Here is a 1,156-nt window from a genome sequence, read left to right as displayed (position 1 = left end):
GTGTTGAAGCGTCGCTGGCGGGCAAACCGGTGTTGCAGATTCGCGGCTCTATCCTCGATCATTTGGCACCGTACCTGGAAATGGGTATTGCGTACAAGGCGTTGCCCCATACACAGATCGCCGCCGAATATGTGCGACCGCTGCAAAGCCGGCTGGATGAGCAGCGTGCATGGCGGGCACAGTCGGCGACGCGGTTCGGTGCCGGTCAGGGCGATGCAGCAGGACGCGTCGCGGAGGTCCTGCGGGAGGTGGCTGCCAACCATGCCTGAAGCTGAAATCGTGCGGCGTTTGACGCCGGAACAAGCCATAGAGTGCCATGCTCGCATAGATGCCGAGTACCGTCCTGCCACCTTGCATCCGGCTTATGTGTTAGCTGACGCATTTCGGCAACCTGGGCTGGAGCCGCTTTTCCTGCTCTTTGAAATGCAGGGTGAAATGTGGCTGCATGGATTGCACCGCATGCGAATTGTGGGCACGGACTGGTGGGATGCCAGTTCTCCTTACGGCTATGGTGGCCCCACCGCCACGAGTTCGTCGCCGGAATTTTTGCGAGCAGCCTGGGCCGCTTATGCGCAATGGATGCGTGAACAACTGGTTGTTGTGGAATATCTGCGCTTTCATCCCATGAACGCCAATCAACGGGGCTATACCGGCACAGTTGTTCCCAATCGGCAGGTGGTTTGGACCGGCTTGCAAGGACATGCGGTGGCAGCTGACTATTCCCGGCGTATCCGTTACTCGGTCAGCAAAGCTGAAAAGGCCGCGCTGCTTTTCAGCGAGCAGCATCTTGGTGAAAACGTGCAGAAATTTGCAGTGTTTTACCGCACAGCAATGACGAGTATGGGTGCTGACGGCTTTTACCAGTTTGATGATGACTATTTTCGCCGCCTGGCGGCCGTTCCCGGTGCATTGGTGGCAAGCTGTAGCATGCCCGGGAGCAAGGAATGGCTCGCGGCCTGTATTGTGCTGGAGGGCGATGGCGTGTCGGAATACCACCTCGCTGCCAGCAATGCGGGCGGGCGGGCGCTCAATGCGGCGGCATGGCTGCTTGACAAGTGCATCGCGGCAGCGCAACAACGAGGCCAACGGGCGTTTTATTTCGGGGGGGGCACCGATGCCAAACCCGACAATTCGCTATTGTTCTTCAAGTCCGGAT

General features: G+C 58.6%; 2 protein-coding genes. Both read left to right on the top strand.

Going from position 1 to position 1,156, the window contains the following annotated elements:
• Positions 1-269 (top strand): hypothetical protein (locus AC1D1X_RS23950; RefSeq protein ID WP_477699433.1); only part of this gene is annotated, 269 nt, incomplete at its 5' end.
• A partial coding sequence (locus AC1D1X_RS23945) for a GNAT family N-acetyltransferase (protein WP_477699432.1) occupies positions 262-1,156 on the top strand: 895 nt, incomplete at its 3' end. The genes AC1D1X_RS23950 and AC1D1X_RS23945, both read left to right, overlap by 8 nt.

This window comes from Polaromonas sp. P1_G4 (genome assembly GCF_056405475.1).
Note: the sequence above shows the minus strand (reverse complement) of the source record. Positions and strands in the feature narration are given on the sequence as shown.